At 32.3% G+C, this 24415-nt stretch carries 20 protein-coding genes and 1 riboswitch; of the genes, 2 read left to right on the forward strand and 18 right to left on the reverse strand.

What is annotated here, in order from left to right; translation table 11 throughout:
• Nucleotides 1-94: 94 nt before the first annotated feature.
• The 5 genes from ACFWUA_RS02485 to ACFWUA_RS02505 form a co-directional block, all read right to left on the reverse strand.
• A complete protein-coding gene (locus tag ACFWUA_RS02485) occupies nt 95-1360 on the reverse strand; it encodes a Glu/Leu/Phe/Val family dehydrogenase (protein ID WP_416198591.1) in 1266 nt (421 codons plus the stop codon).
• Nucleotides 1361-1526: 166 nt separating this feature from the next.
• Nucleotides 1527-2750: an FAD-binding protein gene (locus tag ACFWUA_RS02490; RefSeq protein WP_416198592.1), complete on the reverse strand. Its 1224-nt coding sequence runs from the start codon at nt 2748-2750 to the stop codon at nt 1527-1529.
• A 36-nt stretch (nt 2751-2786) separates the two neighbouring features.
• On the reverse strand, nt 2787-3578 hold the full coding sequence (locus tag ACFWUA_RS02495; protein WP_416198593.1) for an electron transfer flavoprotein subunit beta: 792 nt from the start codon (nt 3576-3578) through the stop codon (nt 2787-2789).
• Between the two features lie 18 nt (nt 3579-3596).
• Complete coding sequence (locus ACFWUA_RS02500; protein WP_416198594.1) at nt 3597-4736, reverse strand: acyl-CoA dehydrogenase; 1140 nt, start codon at nt 4734-4736, stop codon at nt 3597-3599.
• A 259-nt stretch (nt 4737-4995) separates the two neighbouring features.
• Nucleotides 4996-5646, reverse strand: coding sequence for a redox-sensing transcriptional repressor Rex (locus tag ACFWUA_RS02505; protein WP_416198595.1), 651 nt, complete (start codon nt 5644-5646; stop codon nt 4996-4998).
• Between the two features lie 230 nt (nt 5647-5876).
• On the opposite strand from ACFWUA_RS02505, the gene ACFWUA_RS02510 reads away from it, so the two are divergent.
• Together ACFWUA_RS02510 and ACFWUA_RS02515 are read left to right on the forward strand one after the other, a co-directional pair.
• Nucleotides 5877-6089, forward strand: coding sequence for a hypothetical protein (locus tag ACFWUA_RS02510; RefSeq protein WP_416198596.1), 213 nt, complete (start codon nt 5877-5879; stop codon nt 6087-6089).
• A 72-nt stretch (nt 6090-6161) separates the two neighbouring features.
• Nucleotides 6162-8078 carry an ABC-F family ATP-binding cassette domain-containing protein gene (locus tag ACFWUA_RS02515; protein ID WP_416198597.1) on the forward strand — a complete coding sequence of 639 codons (1917 nt, stop codon included), beginning with the start codon at nt 6162-6164 and terminating at the stop codon, nt 8076-8078.
• A gap of 164 nt (nt 8079-8242) precedes the next feature.
• Here the strand turns inward: ACFWUA_RS02515 and tsaD are convergent, their stop codons facing one another.
• The 13 genes from tsaD to hpf form a co-directional block, all read right to left on the reverse strand.
• Nucleotides 8243-9265: a tRNA (adenosine(37)-N6)-threonylcarbamoyltransferase complex transferase subunit TsaD gene (tsaD, locus tag ACFWUA_RS02520; RefSeq protein WP_416199163.1), complete on the reverse strand. Its 1023-nt coding sequence runs from the start codon at nt 9263-9265 to the stop codon at nt 8243-8245.
• 23 nt (nt 9266-9288) lie between these two features.
• A complete protein-coding gene (gene rimI, locus ACFWUA_RS02525) occupies nt 9289-9732 on the reverse strand; it encodes a ribosomal protein S18-alanine N-acetyltransferase (RefSeq protein WP_416198598.1) in 444 nt (147 codons plus the stop codon).
• An 8-nt stretch (nt 9733-9740) separates the two neighbouring features.
• Nucleotides 9741-10433 (reverse strand): tRNA (adenosine(37)-N6)-threonylcarbamoyltransferase complex dimerization subunit type 1 TsaB, encoded by a 693-nt coding sequence (gene tsaB, locus ACFWUA_RS02530; protein WP_416198599.1) that lies wholly within the window; start codon nt 10431-10433, stop codon nt 9741-9743.
• Nucleotides 10430-10888: a tRNA (adenosine(37)-N6)-threonylcarbamoyltransferase complex ATPase subunit type 1 TsaE gene (tsaE, locus tag ACFWUA_RS02535; protein ID WP_416198600.1), complete on the reverse strand. Its 459-nt coding sequence runs from the start codon at nt 10886-10888 to the stop codon at nt 10430-10432. Before tsaE ends, tsaB begins: the two co-directional genes overlap by 4 nt.
• Before the next feature lie 114 nt (nt 10889-11002).
• Nucleotides 11003-11611 carry an ECF transporter S component gene (locus tag ACFWUA_RS02540; protein WP_416198601.1) on the reverse strand — a complete coding sequence of 203 codons (609 nt, stop codon included), beginning with the start codon at nt 11609-11611 and terminating at the stop codon, nt 11003-11005.
• A gap of 100 nt (nt 11612-11711) precedes the next feature.
• A riboswitch (FMN riboswitch) is annotated at nt 11712-11838 on the reverse strand.
• Between the two features lie 45 nt (nt 11839-11883).
• Nucleotides 11884-13044 carry an amidohydrolase gene (locus ACFWUA_RS02545; RefSeq protein ID WP_416198602.1) on the reverse strand — a complete coding sequence of 387 codons (1161 nt, stop codon included), beginning with the start codon at nt 13042-13044 and terminating at the stop codon, nt 11884-11886.
• 27 nt (nt 13045-13071) lie between these two features.
• Nucleotides 13072-14847, reverse strand: a complete 1776-nt coding sequence (locus ACFWUA_RS02550; RefSeq protein ID WP_416198603.1) for an ATP-binding protein — start codon at nt 14845-14847, stop codon at nt 13072-13074.
• Between the two features lie 21 nt (nt 14848-14868).
• Entirely contained in the window at nt 14869-16971 is a 2103-nt protein-coding gene (locus ACFWUA_RS02555) for a Tex family protein (RefSeq protein WP_416198604.1), read from the reverse strand.
• 26 nt (nt 16972-16997) lie between these two features.
• Nucleotides 16998-19091: a methyl-accepting chemotaxis protein gene (locus tag ACFWUA_RS02560; protein ID WP_416198605.1), complete on the reverse strand. Its 2094-nt coding sequence runs from the start codon at nt 19089-19091 to the stop codon at nt 16998-17000.
• A gap of 115 nt (nt 19092-19206) precedes the next feature.
• A protein-coding gene (gene prfB, locus ACFWUA_RS02565) for a peptide chain release factor 2 (protein ID WP_416198606.1) occupies nt 19207-20317 on the reverse strand; the annotation gives its coding sequence in 2 pieces (ribosomal slippage) (nt 19207-20241 and nt 20243-20317; 1110 coding nt in all).
• 15 nt (nt 20318-20332) lie between these two features.
• The gene (secA, locus tag ACFWUA_RS02570; protein ID WP_416198607.1) at nt 20333-23074 is read right to left on the reverse strand and encodes a preprotein translocase subunit SecA; all 2742 of its coding nucleotides are present in this window, start codon (nt 23072-23074) and stop codon (nt 20333-20335) included.
• Between the two features lie 76 nt (nt 23075-23150).
• Nucleotides 23151-23750: a DUF5317 domain-containing protein gene (locus ACFWUA_RS02575; RefSeq protein ID WP_416198608.1), complete on the reverse strand. Its 600-nt coding sequence runs from the start codon at nt 23748-23750 to the stop codon at nt 23151-23153.
• A 69-nt stretch (nt 23751-23819) separates the two neighbouring features.
• Nucleotides 23820-24356, reverse strand: coding sequence for a ribosome hibernation-promoting factor, HPF/YfiA family (gene hpf, locus ACFWUA_RS02580; protein WP_416198609.1), 537 nt, complete (start codon nt 24354-24356; stop codon nt 23820-23822).
• Between the last annotated feature and the right edge of the window lie 59 nt (nt 24357-24415).

Genomic DNA, 24415 nt, shown 5'->3' on the forward strand with positions numbered 1-24415 from the left:
GATACCCAATCTAATAGTATCAACACAAGGACACAGAAAAACTGTCCTCTTGTATCCAATGAAAAAGCTGGTCAATTGACCAGCTTTTTATATATTAATACCAACCTCTTAATTTCATTACTTCTGCTACTTTTTTAACTGAATGCATATATGCAGCTTTTCTCATTGGAACATCATGTTCTTCTTTGATTGCCCAAATTGCATTAAATGCATTAACCATAGCAATTTCTTCTTTGTCTTGTACTTCTTCTTCACTCCAATAATATCCATATAGGTTTTGTACCCATTCAAAATATGAAACAGTAACTCCACCAGCATTAGTCAAGATATCTGGAGTAACAGTGATTCCTCTTCTTGCAAATACTTCATCTGCATCTGGTGTCAATGGACCATTTGCAGCTTCACAAACAAGTTTAGCATTGATCTTTTCAGCTACTTCAGCTGTAACAGCATTTTCAAGTGCAGCTGGAATCATGATGTCTACATTTAATGCCCAGAATTCATCAAGAGTGATTTCTTTTGCCTTTGGATATCCAACAAGATTTCCATGTTCTCTCATATATTTATCCATATCTTCATAGTCTAGTCCATTTTCATTGTATACAGCATAAGTTCCTTTTTCTGGAGCCCATTCTCCAACAGCTACAACTTTTGCACCTAGTCTTTGACAGTTTCTAACTGTGTTTGAACCTACATTTCCAAATCCTTGGATTGCAACACTTGAACCTTTTAACTCCATTCCAAGTTTTTTAGCTGCTTCTCTAGCTATAACTGCTACACCAAATCCTGTAGCTTCATTTCTTCCTAATGATCCACCAAATCCAACTGGTTTACCAGTTATAACACCTATTGAGCTTTCACCCATCAATTTATTGTACTCATCTACCATCCAAGCCATGATTTGTCCATTAGTATTTACGTCTGGAGCTGGGATATCAACTTTTTCACCTATTAGTTTATATATTCCATCTATGTAGCCCCTGGATAGTCTTTCTAATTCACCCTTTGACAATGTTTTTGGGTCTACTGTGATTCCACCTTTAGCTCCGCCATAAGGAATACCAGTTACACAACATTTAAAAGTCATCCATATTGATAGTGCTTTAACTTCATCTGGATTTACATTTGGATGGAATCTAACTCCACCTTTTGTTGGTCCTATAGCATCGTTGTGGTAGGATCTGTATCCTTTGAAAACTTTTACAGAACCATCATCCATTTTTACTGGAATTGAAACTTCAAGAAATCTTTGTGGCTCTTTTAGTATTTCATATACAGAAGGATCTAATCCTAGTGCATCACAAGCATCCTTAACTTGTTTTTGAGCATTTTCAAATGGATTAAGTTTTTCCTTTGTCATTTAAATGACCTCCCTTTAAATTTAAATGGTTTTTGAAAACGTTTCACTTATTGAATCAAGCCCCAGTTGCTTCATACAATAGAGATTATAACATAGAGCATCTTTTTTGTAAACACACGAAAAAATGAATAAAATGAGACAAAGACATCTTTGTCTCATTTTATGCTTAATTTGCGGAAACTTCCTTTACTGCATCCATTATATCGTCTACATTGTCCAATGCTTCAATTAAAGCAGGTATTACTTCATATAAGTCGCCAACTATACCATAATCAGCTACTTCAAATATTGGAGCATTTGGATCCTTGTTTATAGCTACTATACATTTTGAATCTTGCATACCAGCTAAATGCTGAATAGCTCCTGAAATACCACAAGCAACATAAAGTTTTGGTCTAACTGTCTTTCCAGTTTGACCAACTTGATGAGGTTGATCTATCCATTGTGCATCTACAGTAGCACGGCTAGCACCCACTACTCCACCTAATTTTTCAGCTAATTCTTCAATTAATTTAAATCCTTCTGCACTTCCCAATCCTCTACCACCAGATACAATTATAGGTGCTTCTTCTAAAGCTACTATTGGTTTATCACTCTTAACTACATCTATAACTTTAGCCTTGATATCAGCTTCTGTCAATTTTGGAGCAAACTTTTCAACTGTCCCTTTTCTTCCCTCAACAAATTTTGCCTTTTCCATAACTCCAGGTCTAACTGTAGACATTTGTGGTCTATGATTTGGACAAATAATTGTAGCCATTAAGTTTCCACCAAATGCTGGACGAGTCATCATTAGACGTCTATTTTCCTTGTCTACATCTAGTCTTGTACAGTCAGCTGTAAGGCCAGTATGAACTCTTGCTGATAGTCTTGGTCCTAAATCTCTACCTATATTTGTAGCACCAATAAGCAATATTTCTGGCTTTCTCTCTTCAATTAAATCATATATAACTTTTGCATATCCATCAGTTGTATACACATCTAAAAGTTCGCTATCTGCATAAATTACTCTATCTGCACCATATTTTATAAGAGTTTCAGCTACATCGTCAATATTGTGTCCTAACAATACAGCACTTAGTTCAGTATCTAATTCATCAGCTATCTTTCTTCCTTCGCCCAATAGCTCAATAGCAACATTTAAAAGTTTGCCACCTCTTTGTTCTGCAAATACCCAAACTCCTCTATATTCGTCAACATTTACTCCGCCTTTTCTTCCTTCTTCTTTCTCAATTGCCTTTACCGGACATTTTTCTATACATTGACCACAAGCTGTACATTTATCAGTAATGACTGCTTTTTTATCAACCATTTGAATAGCATCAAATGGACATACTCTAATACAAGCTCCACAGCCAACACATTTTTCTTTTATGACTTTTACTGCCATAGCTACATCCTCCTTTTATATTAAAATCACAGATATTTATATAATCTTTCTCTCTTTTAGTCTTACTACTAGTGCTCTAGCAGCTTCCTTACTACTTCCTTCTAACATTTCCACAGCAGAAGCTTTTCCTTGTGGTGTGAAAGATTTGCTAACTTGAGTTGGTGATCCATCAAGGCCTATATTGTCTCTATCTACTTCATAATCATTAGCTGTCCATACAGTAACCTTATTTTCCCTATATGCTTTATAAATTCCCTTTATTGATGGATATCTAGGTTCATTTAATTCCTTAATTGCAGTAAGTAGTACTGGCATTTCTGATTCAATCACAAAATATCCATCTTCTAATGCTCTTTTAGCTCTAACTTTTCCGTCCAATATTTCTAATTCTTTTACATAAGTAATTTGAGGGATTCCTAAATGTTCGGCAATTTGTGGGCCTACTTGTGCAGTATCTCCATCAATAGCTTGTCTACCACAGAATATAATGTCATAATCTCCTATATTCTTAATAGCTCCTGCTATTGCTGTGGATGTTGCCCATGTATCAGAACCTGCAAAAGCTCTGTCACTTAAAAGTATTGCTTCATCAGCACCCATAGCCAATGCTTCTTTTAAAGCTACATCAGCTTGTGGTGGTCCCATACTTAAAATAGTAACTTTTGTATCAGGATTTGCATCTTTTATTCTCAAAGCTTCTTCTAAAGCATTTCTATCGTCAGGATTTATAATGCTTGGAACTCCTTCACGAATTAAAGTTCCCTTAACTGGATCAATTTTCACTTCATTTGTATCAGGAACTTGCTTTAAACATACTATGATATTCATAACTTCCTCCTCCTTTAATTATCTTAATAAATTACCTGCAATAACCATTTGTTGTACTTGAGAAGTACCTTCATATATTTCAGTTATCTTAGCATCTCTCATCATTCTTTCAATTGGATAATCTTTAGTATATCCATATCCACCATGTAATTGAACGCATTTAGTAGTTACATCCATAGCAGTATTTGCAGCAAACAATTTTGCCATAGCTGCTTCTTTGTTGTAAGGAAGTCCATTGGCCTTGTTGAAAGCTGCTCTATAAACTAAAAATTTAGCTGCTTCAATTTCAGTTGCCATATCTGCAACCATCCATTGCAATCCTTGGAATTTAGATAATGGTCTACCAAATTGTTTTCTTTCTTTTAGGTATTTAATAGTTTCTTCCAATGCGCCTTCTGCAATTCCAAGAGCTTGAGAAGCAATTCCTATTCTACCGCCATCTAAAGTAGTCATAGCAATTTTAAAACCTTTTCCTAATTCTCCAAGTAAGTTTTCCTTTGGAACTACACAGTTTTGGAAAATAAGCTCTGCAGTTGAAGATGCTCTAATTCCCATCTTGTCTTCTATCTTCCCGATGCTAAATCCTGGAAAATCTTTTTCTACTATAAACGCACTTATTCCTCTAGTTCCTTTTGTTCTATCTGTCATAGCAAAAACTATATATACATCTGCCTGTCCACCATTTGTGATAAATATCTTTGACCCATTAAGTATATAGTTGTCTCCGTCTTCCACTGCTACAGTTTGTTGTCCAGCTGCATCTGTACCTGCATTTGGTTCAGTTAATGCAAAAGCACCCAATTTTTCGCCCTTTGCCAAAGGTACTAAATATTTTTGCTTTTGTTCTTCTGTTCCATATTTATATATTGGCCAACATCCTAAAGATGTATGAGCAGATAAAATAACTCCTGTAGTAGCACATACTTTTGACAATTCTTCAACAGCTATAGCATAAGCCAGTTCATCTCCACCAGCTCCGCCATATTCTTCAGGGAAAGGTATACCAAGCATATTGTATCTAGCCATTTTTTCTACATTTTCTCTTGGGAACCTTTCAGTTTCATCGATTTCCGCTGCAATTGGCTTTACTTCTTTTTCAGCAAAATCCCTCATTACATTTCTAACCATTTCTTGCTCTTTCGTCAAAGTGAAATTCATATTATATTTCCCTCCCTATAATATTGGCTAAATATTGTCCAAATATATTATAATTCATTTCCAATTTTATTTCTACAACATTTGTTAATTATTTATCTTTGTTCGCATTGTATTTTTATAGGTAAATAACAAAAAAAGCCAATATATCTATATAAACATATGATATATTGGCTTTTTAGAACATATAAGTTTAAATTATTTATGTGAAACAAATAATATAATCACAAATTTTACGTCATTTAGTTAACAATGTTTCTTACTAGGATTCAGTATCAAAACTAGAACGATTTTTCAAAAAATAAGACAATGTAAATAAACTTTCATTTAAATGCACATTTTCTACAACAATACTGTCTGGCACTATCAAGTCAGCAGGGGCAAAATTCCATATACCCTTTATACCACTTCTTACATATATATTTGCAACCTCTTGAGCATTGTCTTTAGGCGTTGTTATGATACCAATTTCCACATTATTGTCCTTTATGAATTGTTCCAACAAATCTACATCTCTTATCTCAATATCTCTGATTTTTAATCCAATCATTTTAGGATTTTTATCAAACAGTGACAATACTTTAAATCCTGCATCTTCAAATCCTTTATAATTTGCTATGGCCTGACCTAAATTGCCTGCACCAGCAATTACGGCATTGTACTTTTTATCTAGACCCAATATTATACCTAATTCTTTGTGCAAATCTTCAACATTGTACCCATACCCTTGTTGGCCAAATCCTCCGAAATTGTTTAAATCTTGTCTTATTTGAGAAGCTGTAAAACCTGTCAACTTGCTCAATTCCTGTGATGAAATTCTAGTTATTCCTTTGTTAAGAAGTTCTCCCAAATACCTATAATATTTAGGAAGTCTTCTTATGACTGTCATTGAAACTCTACTTTCTCTATCCATATTCAAACTTCCTCTCCTACTATCGAATTTTAACGAATTACTTTTTCAAATTATATCATTTCTATATTTATACGTCAATTTTAAGTAACAAGCTATATCTCACTTTTTATTATACCTCATTTTTTCATCTTTCTATCATTATTTATTATTTTTATATTATATCCTTTGAATGAATATATATATTTTTTATTGAAATACTAAAAAATATAATAGTCAAAGGAGGTTTTTTTATGGCAAGTAAAGAACAACTACAAAAAGTGGCAACACAATGTGATGAATACAATATGAAGGAAGATTTTTCTGTGGAACTATCCTCTGACTTTAGTGTTGAAAACATAAAAAGTTGTGAAAATTGTATTCATTTCACAAGAGATCACAAATGCGACATGAATTTAGTAGATAAAGTTTTATCTAGTATGGCAATGGAATTAGATAAAAAATAGTCCTTAATCTTTCATAGGGCTATTTTTTTTGGTAAAATTAAATTAAAGTGTTTATATTAGGAGTGAATAAAAATGATAGTACTATCTTGCAGCAATTTATCTAAAACTTTTGGCATCGATACTATATTAGATAATATAACTTTTGCTATAAATAGTGGAGAAAAAGTTGGTCTTGTGGGACTAAATGGTTCTGGAAAAACAACTCTTTTCAATATTTTAGCTGGAGAAATTTCTAAAGATAGTGGAGATATATATGTTCAAAAAGACTTAAAAATAGGATATTTAAAACAACATGTTCAAATTCAAAGTAATAAAACCGTATTTGAAGAATGCCTAGAAGTATTTGCACCTATAATGGAAATAGAAAAAAATTTAAGAAAACTTGAAAAACTAATAAGTATAGAGGGGGCAAAAGGTGAAACAGAAAAGCTAAATAAGCTTATGGAAGAATACTCTAATCTACTAGAAGAGTTTTCAAATAAAAATGGATATGGATTTAAAAGTGAAATAAAAGGCGTTTTAAAAGGTCTTGGCTTTTCTGATGAAGATATGGAAAAAGAAATAAACAAGTTGAGTGGTGGACAAAAAGCTAGATTGTCTTTAGGAAAACTACTTCTTGAAAAGCCTGATTTGCTTTTATTGGACGAGCCTACCAACCATTTAGATATAGAAGCTGTCTCTTGGCTAGAAAAATTTCTAAAAGAATACAATGGTACTGCCCTCATCATCTCTCATGACAGATATTTCTTAGACAATGTTGTAGATAAAATATTTCAACTAGAAAATTTAACCCTTAAAACCTACAATGGAAATTATACAGAATTTATGAAAAAACGAAAAATAGAAATAGAACTTTTAAAAAAACAATATGACAATCAACAAAAAGAAATAGAAAGACAAGAAGAAATAATCAAGAGATTTTTAAGCTATGGAGGACAAAGATATATCAAACAAGCTCAAAGCAGGCAAAAACTCCTTGAAAAAATGAAAAAAGTTGATAAACCTATAGCTGATGGGAAAAAAACAAAACTTAGATTTGAGCCTAAAATAGAAAGTGGAAGAGAAGTCCTTAAAATAGAAGGAGTAAGTAAATCTTTTGACAATAATGTACTGTTTGAAAATGTGAATTTCAATGTCTATAGAGGTGAAAAAGTAGGACTTATTGGTCCTAATGGAATAGGTAAAACTACTTTGTTTAAAATAATCTTGGGAAAGATATCTCAAACTAATGGAGATATAGTACTTGGGTCTAATGTCCATATTGGATATTTTGATCAAGAGCAGGCAAACTTAGACCCCAACAAAACCGTTATTGATGAAATATGGGACGAAAATCCCAATTTAGATTATTATCAAATAAGAACTTATTTAAGCCAGTTTTTATTTTTTGGAGATGATATATTTAAAGAAATAAAAGATTTAAGCGGTGGTGAGAGAAGCAGAATATCACTACTTAAGCTTATGCTTTCTAAATCCAATTTTCTTTTAATGGACGAACCTACCAACCATTTGGACATAGATTCAAAAGAAGTTCTAGAAGAGGCTTTAGAAAATTATGATGGGACAATTTTAGTTATTTCTCATGACAGATATTTCTTAAATAAAGTCACAGATAAAATCGTTGAATTATCTAAAGATGGCACTGAAGAGTTTTTGGGAAATTTTGATTATTATTTAGAAAAGAAAAATCAAATTTTAGAAGAAGATGAAGAAGAAGAAACTAAGACTAAAACTCAAATGAAAATTGAAAGAAAAAAGGAAAGAGAAAAAAAAGAAAAAGAAAAAGAAAGAAAAAAGGAAATTTCAAAACTAGAAAGTCTAATTGCAAATGAAGAAGAAAAAATCAAAGAAATAGATGCTATAATGTGCAATCCCCAAATTTATGATGAACCAGAAAAAGTACAAGACTTAGCCATAAAAAGAGATGAAATTCAAAGCAAATTAGATATGCTATATGAGGAATGGATAAGTCTTACAGAAGATTCATAGGAAATTTGTCCCCAATAAATCCACAACTTATTCACATTATCCACATATTTATCCACAAGTATTTTAGCTATTCTAATTTAAATTTTTAGCTTTTTCCACATTATCCACACTTTTTCTTTTGAATTTTTATAAATTGTGTGGATAATGTGTGCAAAATTTGTTGATTATTTAAACCCTAACTCTAAATTTGGTTCTACATTCAAATCAAATTTAGAAGTATATCCACTAATATAGTTGAAATATGCAGCAGAACCTATCATAGCAGCATTGTCTGTGCATAAAATTGTAGATGGATATTTTATATCTATTCCTTCTTTATTTCCTCTATCTAAAAGCATGTTTCTAAGTCCTTTATTGGCTGCTACACCACCTGCCACTACTATAGTTTTAGATTTTCTTTCAAGGGCAAGTCTTATGGTTTTTTCTACAAGAACTTCTGTTGTTGCGGCTTGAAAACTTGCTGCTACATCTTCTATTACTATTTCTTCTCCCATTTGCTTTGCGTGATTTAGATAGTTTAGTACAGCAGTTTTTAAACCGCTAAAACTAAAATCATAGCTATCTTCTTCTAGGCAAGGTCTTGGAAAGTTTATTGCTTCACTATTTCCCTCCACTGCCAATTTATCTATAAGAGGCCCTCCTGGATATGGAAGTCCTAGGGATCTAGCTACTTTGTCAAAAGCCTCTCCAGCAGCATCATCTCTTGTCCTGCCTACAAGTTCATACTCAGTATAGGAGTTGGCTTGTACTAAATAAGTATGCCCTCCTGATACTACAAGGCAAGTAAAAGGTGGCTCTAAATCCTTGTGAGTAATGTAATTGGCACATATATGACCTTCTATGTGGTTTACCCCTACAAGAGGCACATCTAACGCATAAGCTATAGCTTTAGCACTGGATATACCCACAAGAAGTGCCCCTACAAGTCCTGGACCTCTAGTCACCCCTACTATATCAATATCTTTAAATTTAATATTCGCTTCATCAAGAGCTTGTTGTATGATGGAATTTATACTTTCTATATGTTTTCTTGAAGCAACTTCTGGTACTACTCCACCAAATTTTCTATGAATCTCAATTTGTGATGAGATAATATTTGAAAAAACTTCCCTACCATTTTTAAGCACCGCACAGGAAGTTTCATCGCAAGAAGTTTCTATTGCCAATGTCATGATGTCCTTTTTCATCTTTTTCACCTCAATCAAATTTCTCATATTCTTTTCCACATAATTATTGCATCCTCATTGTTGTCAGAATAATATCCAGGTCGAATACCATATTCTTTAAATCCATATTTAGTGTATAAAGATTTTGCTATCTCATTAGTCTTTCTCACTTCTAAAGTCATAGCAACAATGTTTCTATCACTACATATATCTATCAAAGCTTCCATTATTTTTTTCCCAACCCCAAGACCTCTGTATTTTTCATGAACTGCAATATTTGTCACATGCCCTTCATCTATTATAAGCCATATCCCACCATAACCTACAACTTTTCCTTCAATTTCTGCTACTACATACTTCGCAAGCATATTTTTAGTTATTTCCAATGTAAAAGCTTCTTTGGACCAAGGAGTGGTAAAAGAAGTCCTTTCTATCTCTAAAACTTCATCTATATCTTCTTCACGCATATTTCTAACTAAAATGTCCATAGACATCACTACCTTTTCTTATATTCTCTTTGAGCTTGAGACTCTCTTAGATATTCTGGCACCAAATCAAAATAATTCTCTCTTTGACCTTTATTCCATTTAAGCATTGCCAATTCCCCCACACTTGAAGCTTTAGCCCCATTTAAATGTATAGGAGCAAATATAGCATTAGGCCCTAATTTTTTACTTATATTATCTTTATATACAACAGTTCCATCGCCATTAAACACAACTTTTCCATCAAAGCTTTGAACTTTTTCTATAAGTTCATCTATTTCCATTATATTTGGTTCAAATCTATTTATAAGTATTCCATTTTCCCATTGGTATATTCCTGTAAAAACTCTATTTCTTCTTGCATCCATTATAGGTACAACTATTCCCCCAAAAGGAATATTAAATGCAAGGGCCTCTAAGGTTGATATCCCTAAAACAGGTTTATCTAACACATGAGCTAAACTCTTTATTGTAGCTAAACCAATTCTAAGTCCTGTAAAAGAACCTGGGCCTTTCGCACCAGCAAATAAATCAATCTCCTCAATTTTTAAACTTAAACTGTCCATTATAACCTTTATCATAGGTATAAGTCTTTCCGAATGGGTCATGTCTTGATTTAAATTGTATTCACCTAGTACTTTTTCTTCATCTAGTACCGCACAAGTTGCTACCATACTGGATGTATCTATAGCTAATACTTTCAATATCTCTTCAACTCCTCTATTATACTTTTATTTCTTTCTCCACTACCATAAATATTAAGTACTCTCTCTTCATCATTAGAACCTCTCTTTATTTCTATGGTGAGTACATCTTCTGGAAGAACATTTTTTATTTTATCTGCCCATTCTATAATGGACACTCCATTGGAATAAAAATATTCTTCAAATCCTAAATCATATATACTTTCTACTTCTTCTAGTCTATATACATCAAAATGGTATAGTGGAACTCTTCCCTTGTACTCATTTATGAGAGTAAAAGTAGGACTTGTCACATATTCCTCTACATCTAATCCCTTAGCTATGGATTTAGTCATAGTAGTTTTTCCTGCACCTAAATCTCCTATTAGACATATAATTTCTCCACCTTTTAATATTTTACCCAATTTGTAGCCAAATTGTTCTGTATCTTTTGTATTTTTAAGTATTATTTCCATCTAAACTCAACCTTTCCATCCATAAACTATATATAATTATAGCATTCCCATAAAGTTTAAGCCATAAAAAAACTAGAGTCAAGGGCAAATTGATAGTTCCCTTGACTCTAGTTTTTATCTATGAAGTACCGGTGATACTTTTTTATATAAAAGCAATGTAATCAATGTAACTATAACACCTTTAAGCAAATTGAAAGGAGCTACTGCATATACTATAAGAGACTTTAAGTCAACTACATATTTGTTAACTGCACTTCCCATAGCAACAATTTTATCTAATGGCATTCCAAATAACTTTGCATAAAAAGGTATCATTATGAAATAATTTACAAAAGACATGACTACTGTCATAGCTATAGTTCCTAAAATCATTCCAACAACTGCGTTTTTCAAATTCTTTTCTCTATGATACATCCATCCTGCTACATATACAAATACACTTCCTACAACAAAGTTTGCAAGTTCTCCTACTACCATAGTAGAAGTTCCTCTTATGACAATGTGTAGTATATTTTTTATAAGTTCTATTAAAACTCCAGCCATTGGTCCTAATGCAAAAGCTCCCATAAGAGCTGGTACTTCGCTTAGGTCCATTTTCAAAAACCCTGGTGCAAACCATAGTGGAAATTCAATGAGCATAAGTACAAATGAAACAGCTGAAAGAATTCCAATTTTGGTCAACATCTTTGTTGACATCTTACCTTTTTCTTTTTTCAATTCCATAAAAAATCCCTCCAAGTATAATATTTCTCCAGGGACTTAAGAAGGATTACAAAACCCCGAAGGAAAACCTTCGGGGCAAAATATACTTTTTTTAAGTATACAATATCTTCTTCCATCCAGACTTTAACTGTCGGCTTTGGATTTTCACCAAATCAACCACATAAACGATATATGGCTCGCGGGCTATAACCGCCGGTGAGGAATTACACCTCGCCCTGAAGATTATTTATTTACAATTTGATTATACATATAAATAAAGTATATGTCAACTTTTAACTTCTATAAACTACTTCTCCATTTATAATAGTTGCATAAGTCTTGCAATCTATATCTTTTAGTGGATTTCCATCAAATATAACTATATCTGCATCCTTTCCTACTTCTATACTTCCAACTCTATCAGCAATTCCTATGATTTCAGCAGGATTTATAGTTATAGCTTTTAGTGCTTCCATTTCATCTAATCCAGATTTAGCTGCAAGTCCAGCACAAAGAGGTAAATATTGTAGTGGAATAACTGGTGAATCTGTGATTATAGCAATTTTCACTCCTGCTTCATGAAGTATTCTTGGAGTATCAAAAGTTTGATTTCTAAGTTCTATTTTAGATCTATCAGTCAAAGATGGTCCAACAAGAGCTGGTTTCCCTTCTTCCCTCAAAATATCTGCAATAAGATGCCCTTCTGTACAATGATCAAGAGTTATATCTACATCAAATTCTTTGGCAATTCTTAAAGCAGTCAATATATCATCTGCTCTATGAGCATGAGCCTTAAGTGGAATTTCTTTTTTAAGTACCTTTGCCATAGCTTCCATTTTCATATCAAACTCTGGCATCTTAGATGGATCTTCTATTGCACTTTCCTTCTTCTTTAAATACTCTTGTGCTTTAAACAATGTTTCCCTCAAAATAGCTGCTGTAGCCATTCTAGTTATAGGAGATCTCTTTTGACTTTCGTAGACTCTCTTAGGATTTTCTCCAAAAGCAATTTTCATAGCTACAGGTTCTTTAACAATCATATCATCTACTCTTTTTCCGTAAGTCTTTACTGCCACAAATTGTCCTCCTACTACATTGGCACTTCCAGGACCTGTAACTGCTGTAGTCACTCCTCCCATATAGGCTTCTTCAAAAGCACGATCCATAGGATTTAAACCATCAATGGCTCTCAATTGAGGTGTCACAGGGTCTACCCATTCATTTCCATCATCACCTTCAAAACCCATCCCATCTTCCCACATACCTATATGGCAGTGAGCATCTATAAATCCTGGAGTAATCATTTTCCCTTCTGCATCTATTACTTCTGCATCTAATGGTGCTACAATATCCTTACCTACCTCCATAATTTTCCCTTCATCTATTAATATACTTCCTCCTTCAATTACTTGTCCCTTCATGGTATAAATATAACCATTTTTTATAAGCAACATATATACTCCCCCTTAAATGTACTATAATCAACTAATATTATATCTCTTATTTTTGCTTCTATCAACAGTCCTAAAAGCCTTTTCTATAGTCTGAGACAACTCTTCAATTGTATAAGGCTTTTTAAGAATGTAATCTATAGTATCAACATTATACAAATTATTTTCTAAATATCCTGTCATAAGTACAAAAGGCTTATAAGGATATTTTTCTTTTACCAATTTTGAAACTTCAATACCATTCATATTTGGCATAAAATAATCACATATTATTAAATCATATTCCTTTTCTTCAAGTCGACTTAAAACCCTTTCTCCTTTGGTCTCTAAATCTGCATCTATATTTAATAGTGCAATAAGCTGAGAAACGGTACTGGCTACAGAATATCTGTCATCTACTACCAATATGTTTTTAGCACCAATTTCAATATATTTTGATTCTAATTCTGATTCTCTAACAACAACATTTTCTTTTTCACTAATAGAAAATACAATAGTAAATTTACTTCCTACTCCTACTTTGCTATCTACCATTATATCTGCAGAATATTTTTCTAATATCTTCTTTGTAGTATTTAGTCCTAAACCAGTTCCTTTTGCACCTTTTGTAGTAAAAAAAGGATCGAAAATTTGGGAAAGTATTTTTTCACTCATTCCTACCCCAGTATCTTCTATTTCTATGAAAACCTTTTCATCCTTGTCATAACTTCTAACTGTAAGCACCCCTCCACATTCCATAGCATCTATTGCATTTAAAAGTATATTTAATATTACTTGCCTCATTTCAAACTCATCACACCAAATGCACTTTTCCGAATTCAATTCTTCCACCAAATGTATAGTGTTTTTAGATGTAGAATTGTTGTTTTTTATTTTATATTTAGCCATATTGATGCTATCTATCAGTATATTGTCCACCCTATGTAATTTAATTTCCTCATTGTAACTTCCCTTAATATAGCCTTTGATTTTGTCCATCATGGCTTTTCCATCAAAGGCAGTTTTATATATAATATCTAAATAATCTTTTACTTGAGGATTAGATTCCTTTAAAATAGCCATTTGAGAATAACCAACAATAGCAGTCAAAAGATTGTTAAGATCGTGAACTACACTTTCAGATAGTTCTCCCAATATTTTTAGATTTTCCATTCGTTTTAGTTCTTCTCTATGTTCATAATCAATTTTTTCCTTCATAGATAAATTCATAAGGGAAAATTTCATAAGTCCAAAATAATCATATACATAGCCCTTTTCCGCACCATCAAGTATAAATGCATCATGGATACTCAACAAATTTAGCAAATCTTTTTCAAGAAAATCATCAACAACGTATTTTACAATAACCATAATGTTCTTTCTCTGACAAAATTTTTTCATTTCCTTTTGAAATATCAATATTTCTTCTATATCCATACTATTTGTGTGAAATTTATCCTTTGTAGCATAAACTAAAACCTTTTCAAATCCATTCTTTCTATATCTATCAATCTCACTTTCATAAAACTTTAACGCTCTATCCAAACTTAATTTTCCATTTTTATCTAAAAATATTTCTTCTGAACACAAAAATACTAACTGCCCATTTTCCAATAGTTTCTTTATATCAATTTTAAAATATAGTTCTAACAAATCAATATTAGGTTTTTCTTCTTTTTTATTGTAAACATATATAATGATACCATTGTCCTCTAGTGCACTGTTTACAAGCTTTTGAAATTGAGCAATATGAGGTTTAGAAAAACTAGAACTAATAGCACCACAAAAAAGCCCACCAATATACTCTATTTCTCTTCTATCATCCACAGCATCACCCCCAAGAAGAGATTAAATATCCTTCATACTCAAAGAAATTTTTCCCTTATTTATATCTACATCCAATACCCTAACATTAACTATGTCTCCAACTTTTACTACTTCCATAGGATGTTTTATAAATTTATTGCTCAATTTAGAGATATGAACTAATCCATCTTGTTTTACTCCAATATCTACAAAAACTCCAAAATCCACAACATTTCTTACAGTTCCAGTAAGAACCATATCTGTTTTCAAATCCTCCATTTTCAATACATCTTTTCTAAATACAGGTTTAGGCATTTCATCTCTAGGATCTCTGCCTGGCTTTTTCAATTCTTTTATTATATCTTTTAATGTAGGTAGTCCTACATCTAATTCTTTTGATAGTTTATTTAAATCCATATCAAATAATGCATCTTTTTTCAAAATTTTTTTAGCTATATCATAGGATTCTGGATGAACTCCTGTATTATCTAATATATTGTTTCCTTCTGGAATTCTTAAAAATCCAGCACATTGAACAAAAGTTTTTTCTCCCAAACCCTTAACTTTCTTTAATTCCATTCTATCCCTAAATTTCCCATTTTCTTCTCTATATTTAACTATATTTTGAGCTACACTATTAGATATTCCTGATACATATTTTAAAAGAGAAACGCTAGCAGTATTTAAATCTACTCCTACGGTATTCACACAATCCTCCACTACTCCCTTAAGAGCTAAATCCAATTTGGTTTGATTTAAATCATGCTGATATTGACCTACTCCTATATGCTTTGGTTCGATTTTCACAAGTTCAGCCAAAGGATCTTGCAATCTCCTAGCTATAGATACAGCTCCCCTTATAGACACATCTATGTCTGGAAATTCTTCATTCGCAACAATAGAAGCTGAATACACACTTGCTCCAGCTTCACTAGTTATGGCATAAGAAACCTCACCCTTTATTTCTTGCAGCGTTTCAGCTACTACCATTTCCGTCTCTCTAGAAGCTGTTCCATTTCCTATAGAGATAATATCTATATTAAATTTATTTATAAGTTCTTTTAATTTTTCTTTGGTCTTTTCAATCTGATTTTGAGGCTCAGTAGGATAAACTACTGTATAATCTAAAAGTTTCCCTGTTTCATCCACAACTGCTACTTTACATCCCGTTCTAAATCCAGGATCTATCCCCATAACCATTTTGCCTTTTATAGGACTTTGCATCAAAAGAGGTTTTAAATTTCCTGCAAAAACTTTTATACCTTCCTCTTCAGCTCTTTCTGTAAGGCTAGTTCTTATTTCTCTTTCTATGGAAGGTGAAATAAGTCTTTTGTATCCATCTTCAATAGCTTTTTCTAAATACATGGTAGTTAGGGCCTTGTTGTTTTTTATCATATCTTCCTTTATATATTTAAGAATTTCATCATCAGGTACATCTATTTTCACTCTTAAAATCTTTTCTCTTTCTCCTCTATTTATAGCCAATATCCTATGATTAGGAATACTTTTTACTTTTTCTCTATAGGAATAATACATCTCATACACTGATTCCGCCTCTTTATCTATACCTTCTGACACTAAAATTCCCTTTTCAGCAAATATATTTCTTGCTATCTTTCTGTATTCTGCATTGTCAGAAACTTTTTCTGCTATTATATCCATAGCTCCAGCAAATGCCTCATCTACACTATTTACATCCTTTTCACTATCAACAAAATCTATTGCTATATCCTCTAAATTTCCCTTAAGTATTTTTTCATTCAATATGATATTTGCCAAAGGCTCCAATCCCTTTGCTTTTGCCTTTGTTGCTCTTGTCTTTCTCTTTTGTTTATAAGGTCTATATAAATCCTCTACTCTTTGAAGAGTTTCTGCTGAGAGTATATCTTCTTTTAATTCTTCTGTAAGTTTTCCTTGCTCGTCAATTAAACGCAATACTTCTTCTTGCCTATTTTCCAAGTTTCTTAAATACATCAGTCTTTCATTAAACTCTCTTAATACTACATCGTCCAATTCACCAGTTTTTTCTTTTCTATATCTTGCAATAAAAGGAATAGTATTTCCCTCATCAATAAGTTTAATAGTATTTTCCACTTGAAATCGTTTAAGTTTCAACTCTTTGACTAAAATATTTACAATATCCAATTTACATTCACATCCTATTCTAATATCTAGTTAATTTTAAATTCTTTAATTATTTCTGCTAATTGATTGCTCATAGTTTTCAAATTCTTTGCAGATTCTTCTATTGATTCCAAATAGGCTTCTTGCTCTTCTGTACTAGCCAGTACTGTTTCAGTACCTGAAAAAGTCTCTTGTGAAATTTTGCTCACCAAAATTACAGCATTGTTTATATCTTCCATACCTTTGGTTAATTCCTCCAACACTTCCTTGAAATTTTCTACCGTAGTAGACACTTTTTCTGTATGTACCATTATATCTTGGAAAGTCTCAGTAGTCTTTTCTATAGTTTCATTTCCTCTTTTTACTTCTTCTACTCCTTCTTCCATAGATTTAAGTGTTAAATCAGATTTCAACTGAATTTTCCCAATGATATCTACAATATTTTTAGAAGCCTCAGCTGTTTCTTCAGCTAATTTCCTTATTTCTTCTGCAACAACCGCAAACCCTTTACCAGCCTCCCCTGCTCTAGCTGCTTCTATAGCAGCATTTAATGCCAACAAATTGGTCTGCTTTGATATATCGTTTATAAAAGAGACAATATTGTTTATTTCATTGGTATAGCTAATCAAACTATTCATTTCCTCTGCAGATTTATTCACTTTTTCTGAAATAGAATCCATAGTAAAAATAGTTTCTTTAATATCTTTTGAACCATCTTGAGCTGTTTTAAATGCAGTGCTAGAAGAATCAAATATATAAGCAAATTTCTCTTCTACTTGACTAGTCAAATAGTTTAAGTTTTTCAATATATCAGTAGTTTTTTCTACTTCCACCATTTGCCTTTCAGTATCTTCAGCAACTTGTTCTACAACACTACTTATTTCACTAGAAGCAGATATAGTCATACTAGCATTTTGACTAAGCTCAACTGCAGACTCTTCTACGCTTTGTGCTGCAGCTTTAGCACTTAAAACTAAAGTATACAATGAATCCACCATTTTGTTAAAGGCCTTTTCAAGCTCCCCTATTTCATTTTTAGAAGTAACCTCTACCTTCTTAGTTAAATCTCCACTTCCTATCTCATCAACTGCCACTACCATTTTTTCTATTGGAGATGAAAATATCCTAGCTACACGCATAGATATAGCTATTATTAAAAATGCAATGACTAAAGTCATAAGAAGCGTTCTTCTAAAACCTTGTTTTGCAATACTTTCTATTTCACTTTCATTTTGTTCTAATATAAGTCCCCACCCTGTAGAAGGTACTCTCACAAAACTTCCCAACACTTTTTCTTTATTGTCATTTTTGTAGTAAACTGAGCCTCCTTTTTCTTCTTTTAGTGATAGAACTGGCCCCTTTATATTTTTTTCTAATACATTGTACTGTTTTGCAACTTTCCCTTTAAAATCTGGATGAGCAATAACTATTCCCTGCTTGTCTATTATATAGACTACACCTGTCTTTCCGATTTTATGCTCACCCACCATTTCAGTAAGGCCTAAAAGATTTATATTAGCTGCCACAACTCCTCTTTGAGTACCTGTTGAATCCTTCCAAGGCATTGCTATGACAACCACAGGAAGTTTACCTTCCATATAAGAATTAGATACATAATTTTCTCCCTTTTCGGCTTTTTTAAACCATTCCTCATCCTTAGAGTTTTTTAACTTCCCCACTCCTAATGTGGACATATAAGGTTGTCCATTGCTCTCAAACAAATGAATAGACAAAATATGATTTACATCCTTTGTAGTAGAAGAAAGAATTATTTCTCCTTTCACCCTATCCATGCTGTAAAAGTCTTGAGTCTTAATCATATTTTCTATAATTTTCATTGTATTTGTCATGAATTCATCTACTTGAGAAGAAAGAGCATAAGTAAGATGTAAATTAGAAGATTTTATGTTGTTTTTTATATCCGTACTACTAAATTTATAATTTAGATATCCTGTCAATAGTATTGGTATGATAGATATTAATAAAAAAATTGCAATCAATTGATTTTGAATTTTTTTGTCAGAGCCATTCTTTATCCTCTTGTGATCTCTTTTAAACTTGAATTGTTCTAATCTAATCTTTTTAAAACCTCTTTCTTTTTTCTCCTTAAGTTTATACTTAGGAAAAATCTTTTTTCTCATCAATACCACCTCTACTATTTAGACATTCTAAATACACATATCATACTATCTATATTTCTACAAATTTTATATAATTCCTTTATTTTCATGAAAATAATTTCATGAAAAGAGCTCTTTATTTTGAAAGAGCTCTTTTTTTTAAATATTCATTTATAAACACATCCAAATCTCCATCCATTACACCATTTATGTCCCCTACTTCTACATCTGTTCTATGGTCTTTAACTAAATTGTAGGGATGAAAAACATAGGATCTTATCTGAGAACCCCAAGCAATTTGCGTGTATTTCCCCTGCAAATCTTCAATCTTTTCCTTATGTTCTTCTTCTTTTAGCTGAATAAGTTTAGCACTGAGCATCTTCATAGCAGTAAGTCTATTGCTATGTTGAGATCTTTCATTTTGACACTGGACTACTATTCCAGTAGGAATATGAGTGATTCTAACAGCAGAGTCAGTAGTATTTACATACTGACCTCCAGCCCCACTAGATCTATAGGTATCTATTTTTAAATCTGATTCCTTTATATCTATATCAATATCATCGTCAAGTTCTGGATACACATCTACACTTGCAAAAGAAGTATGTCTTCTTCCAGAAGAATCAAAGGGTGAAATCCTCACAAGCCTATGGACGCCCTTTTCAGATTTCAGATATCCATAAGCGTTAAACCCTTCTATAAGAAGGGTTACAGACTTTATACCTCCTTCCGTATCTGGAAGAATATCTAATGTCTTGACATTAAATCCTTTCTTATCTGCCCAACGAGTATACATTCTCAAAAGCATCTCTGCCCAGTCCTGAGCTTCAAGCCCTCCTGCCCCAGAATGAATTGAAAGAATAGCATTATTTTTGTCATATTCTCCGTTTAAAAGAGTAGCCAATCTTAAATCTTCCATTTCAACTTCAACTTTTTCATAAGCAGCTTTTATTTCTTTTCCCAATGAAAAATCTTCTTCCTCAAAAGCTAAATCTATTAGCACCTCTAAATCTTCTATTTCATTTTTCAAATTTTCATACTCTTCAATTTTGTTCTTTAAGTTTTTAGACTCTTGAAGAATTTTTTGAGCATTTTCTATATCTTGCCAAAAATTTTCATCTGTAGCACTCTCATCTAATTCTTGCACTCTTTTTTTAATGTTTTCAATGTCAAAGTGAAACACCCAATTCTTCAATTTGGCTTTTCATATCTTGAATATTTTCTCTATATACATAGATATCTTCCATTAAATCACTCCAATCTTATAAATCTTTTCCACAACATTTCTTATATTTCTTGCCACTTCCACAAGGACATGGATCATTTCTACCAACTTTTTTGCCTTTAACGATTGGCTTTTGTTTTGCATCTTCACCTTCTTGATTGGTTCCCATTACATTTGCAACTCTTTTTCTTTCCATCTTGTCAGGCATTTCCACATGATACAAAAATCTAACTGTATCTTCTTGAATGCTCTTTATCATTTCTTCAAACATATCAAATCCTTCCATTTGATATGCCCTTACAGGATCTTCTTGACCATAAGCTCTAAGACCTATACCTTGTCTCAACTGGTCCATTGCATCTATATGATCCATCCATTTGTTATCAACAACTTGAAGAAGTACAATTCTTTCAATCTCTCTAAATCTTTCTTCTCCTATACCTTCTTCTTTCTTTTTGTACAATTCCTCGGCCAATTTATACAATTCATCTTTAAGTTCTTCAGCACTTAATTTTTGAACTTTTTCAATAGTCAAAAATCCTTTAGGTAAAAATATATTTCCTAAATAATTTTCAAGTCCTTCCAAATCCCATTCCTCTGGAAACTTATTGCCTTGAGAATACATATCTATAGCACCATCTATTATGGTTTTAGTCATAGATATGATATACTCTCTTAAATTTTCACCCTCCAATACCTTTCTTCTCTCGCCATAAATTACTTCTCTTTGCTTGTTCATAACATCATCATATTGGAGTACATGTTTTCTTATGGCAAAATTGTTTCCTTCAACTTTCATTTGTGCATTTTCAATAGCCTTGTTGAGAAATTTATGCTCTAGTGGTTCATCATCTGGCAGTTTTAAACTATCTGCTATTACTTGAATTCTATCTCCACCAAACAAACGCATCAAATCGTCCTCAAGAGAAACATAAAATCTAGTACTTCCTGGGTCTCCTTGACGCCCTGCCCTACCTCTAAGCTGATTATCTATTCGTCTTGATTCATGCCTTTCTGTACCTATAATATGAAGTCCTCCAACTTTCACTACTTCTTCATGTTCTTTATCAGTTTCTTCTTTATATTTAGCATAAAGTTTCTTATAGGTATCTCTTGCTTCCAATATCTCTTCATCATCTGTTTCATAAAAACTATCTACAAGCGAGATGACATGATCTGAATACTTTTTCTTTCTCATCTCTTCCTTTGCAAGATATTCTGGATTTCCTCCAAGAACAATATCAGTACCACGACCAGCCATATTGGTTGCAATAGTCACAGCATTTATTCTACCTGCTTGAGCAACAATTTCTGCCTCTCTTTCATGATGCTTTGCATTCAAAACCTCATGAGGTATATTTTCTTTCTTGAGCATTTTGCTTAAAATTTCAGATTTCTCAATAGAAATGGTACCCACAAGTATAGGTTGACCAGTTGCATGTCTTTCCTTTATTTCCTTTACTACTGCGGCAAATTTAGCTTCTTCTGTCTTATATACGCTATCATGTAAATCTTCCCTTATGACAGGTCTATTTGTTGGGATTTCCACTACATCCATATTGTATATTTCTCTAAATTCATCTTCTTCAGTTTTAGCTGTACCTGTCATACCAGAAAGTTTATCATACATTCTAAAATAATTTTGGAATGTAATAGTAGCTAATGTTTTGGACTCGCTTCTTACTTCCAATCCTTCTTTAGCTTCAATTGCCTGATGAAGTCCATCACTATATCTTCTACCATACATAAGTCTTCCTGTAAACTCATCTACTATGATGATTTCTCCATCCTTTGCTACATAATCTATATCTTTCTTCATAAGATATCTGGCCTTCAATGCTTGATTTATATGATGAGCTATTTCCATATTTTCAGGATCTGCTAAATTTTCAATGCCAAAAAAGCTCTCTGCTTTTTTAGTTCCCTTTTCAGTCAATGTAACAGTTCTTGCTTTTTCATCCACAACAAAATCAACTACTTCTTCCTTTATTTCTCTATCAAAAGGATCTGTAGTTCTTTCACTTGGATCTATTTTTCTTCCCTTCAAATCCTTCACAAAAGTATCAGCTACATAATAGAGCTTTGTAGATTTGTCTCCTTCACCAGATATTATAAGAGGCGTTCTAGCTTCGTCTATTAAAATACTGTCTACCTCATCAATAATGGCAAAATTTAATGGTCTTTGAACCATCTCCTCTTTATATATAACCATATTGTCCCTTAAATAGTCAAATCCAAACTCATTGTTTGTACCATAAGTTATATCACAATTGTAGGCTCTTTTTCTTTCATCGTTTTCCATATCATGAACTATACATCCTACACTTAGTCCCAAAAATTCATATATCTTACCCATCCACTCTCTATCTCTTTTTGCCAAATAGTCATTAACTGTAACTATATGAACTCCTTTACCTGATAGAGCATTTAAATAGGCAGGAAGAGTTGCAACAAGGGTTTTTCCTTCTCCAGTTTTCATTTCTGCAATTCTTCCCTGATGAAGTATTATACCACCTAAAAGTTGTACCCTAAAATGTCTCATTCCAAGTACTCTAGACGAAGCTTCTCTCACTACTGCAAAAGCTTCAGGAAGAATATCATCTAAACTCTCACCTTTTGCCACTCTATCTTTAAACTCCCTAGTCTTTCCTCTAAGAGCCTCATCTGAAAGTTTCCTTACCTCATCCTCCAGTTCTTCTATTTTATCTGCCAATGGACTAATTTTCTTTATTTCTTTTTCAGAAAAACTTCCAAATACTTTTTCAAAAAAATTCTTCATTTATTTAACCACCTCTCAAAAGTGTATCTATACATCATCTAATTTTATCACTAATTTTTTCTAGTTACAATACCTGTCAAATTCTCCCTATATAATTATATCTTAAACCATTGTACTTATTGCCAAAAAACATTATCTCCTGTATCAATGTAAAAAGTCCCAAAGAAATTATCAAATCTCCAATACTAAATATATGTGGATATGGATAAGGCTTAGGAATTATTATGATATCTCCAAGTACTGAAAGTTTTGTATTTTGAGTTATAGTTGTATATAGCGGAAGATTTCCTTGTTCTAACAATCCATGAAATTTTTCAAACCCTTCTAACCCTATTCCTTCCAAAAGAATTGGCATTTTCCAGTTGTTTGCCGCTATAGCTACAAAATTTAAAACTGCCCCTCCAAGTACTGCCCATAGGGATTTATATCTTAAATTCATTATTATACCAATAAACAACAACACATAGGATATAATAGCTAATTTGTTCATGTACTTAAACAGCTTATCAATATAATTGACTTCATCCGTAAAATTTATAACTACAAGCAAATATTGTATAATCAATGCCACAATCAAAAGCCACATCTTTTTAAAATTCACTTTAAATAGATTGGAAAATTTACCTCCTCTTATGATACCTATGACAATAGATAAAATAATAAATTCAATAAACAATTCTACCCCTCCCCTTCTAATAAAAAATTGCAGGATATTTATCCTGCAATTTATATATCAATTATACTATTAAAACTCTGGTTCAATCAACCCATAATTCCCATCTTTTCTTTTATATATAACATTTACTTCATCAGTTTCTGCATTCATAAACATGAAAAAATTGTGTCTTAACAATTCCATTTGAAGTATCGCTTCCTCTGTGTTCATTGGTTTCATAGCAAACTTTTTAGTCTTCACTATCTTAGGTTTATTTGTATCTTGACTTTCCTGTGGCAATGGTTGGATATTTTCAAATCTTATGGTTTCTCCATTTTGATATCTCTTCTGAAGTTTCGTTTTATATTTTCTGATTTGCCTCTCCAATACATCTACCGCTTTGTCTATAGAAGCATACATATCATCACTTGACTCCTCAGCTCGAAGAATGGTTCCAGGAAGGTTTATGGTTACTTCAATAATTTGTCTATTTTTTTCTACACTATAAGTAATATTTGCTTCCACATCACTTTGAAAATACTTGTCAAGTTTCCCCAATTTCTTGTAAGTAACATCTCTAAGAGCATCTGTTATCTCCATATTTTTACCTGTAATATTTATCTTCATAAACCCAACTCCTTTCAGTATAAGTAGCTAAGCCACCTATATTTAGTTTATTATATATA

The sequence above is a fragment of the Sporanaerobacter sp. genome, assembly GCF_047830725.1.
In the GTDB taxonomy this organism is placed as follows: Bacteria; Bacillota; Clostridia; order Tissierellales; family Sporanaerobacteraceae; genus Sporanaerobacter.